General features: G+C 42.6%; 1 pseudogene. It reads left to right on the forward strand.

The window, feature by feature from the left end:
- Positions 1-258 (forward strand): annotated as a pseudogene (locus CF394_RS15305) (iron-containing alcohol dehydrogenase); the annotation flags it as partial.

Below are 258 nucleotides of genomic sequence, written 5' to 3' on the forward strand. Positions count from 1 at the left end.
TGCTGCTGACACAGGTATGGATGTCTTGACACACGCAACTGAAGCTTATACTTCTAACTTTGCCAATGACTATACAGATGGTATTGCTCTTCAAACCATCAAGTTAGTCTTCAAATACTTGGAAAAATCTGTAAAAACAGCTGACCCAGAAGCCCGTGAAAAGATGCATAATGCCTCTACAATGGCTGGTATGGCCTTTGCAAATGCCTTCCTTGGAATGAGTCACTCAATGGCGCATAAGATTGGTGCTGTTCACCA

Origin of the sequence: Tetzosporium hominis (genome assembly GCF_002265435.1) — a bacterium.
GTDB classification, from domain to species: Bacteria; Bacillota; Bacilli; order Bacillales_A; family Planococcaceae; genus Chryseomicrobium; species Chryseomicrobium hominis.